This is a genomic window from Salinimicrobium oceani (assembly GCF_012037645.1).
In genome coordinates, this window is record NZ_JAAVJR010000474.1 from 1 (window position 1) to 491 (window position 491).

Below are 491 nucleotides of genomic sequence, written 5' to 3' on the forward strand. Positions count from 1 at the left end.
AACCGATAGGGTTCTCCATTATAAGTGCCATTCTCCACTTCCAGTCTTCGAATATCAATATTCTGACTCCAGAAATCACTGAATTTAGGATTATCGATCTGTCTCCAGTCGCTCACATTGATCCGCGGACTCACATATAGCTTGTAAACTACAGTAATGGCTTCGTTGAGATAAGGATTTGTATTAGAGATCTCCGCGACAAGATGAATACTCTCTGAAGCAATATATTCAGAATTCTCACCATCAGTAGGTTGATCTACGGCTGCAGTTACCTCTACCTGTACGGGTGATGTTTTGTAAACTGTGCCCTCAATGGTGATCTCTGCCTGGCCTATAGTAAGATTACCTCTCTTTTTTGGCGCCAGAAAATAGCTGTAGGTTTTCGAAAAGCTTTTTTTCCCATTTACCCAGCTTTGGCTTACCGACTGGTTAGGCCCTCCCACCACTGTAAAGTCTGAAAATTGTGGCGGGGTAAAATTGTCGCCATCTTC

Annotated in this window: 1 protein-coding gene; it reads right to left on the minus strand. The window is 43.0% G+C overall.

Going from position 1 to position 491, the window contains the following annotated elements:
• On the minus strand, positions 1-491 hold a 491-nt coding region (locus HC175_RS17805; protein WP_168139605.1), incomplete at both ends, for a BatD family protein.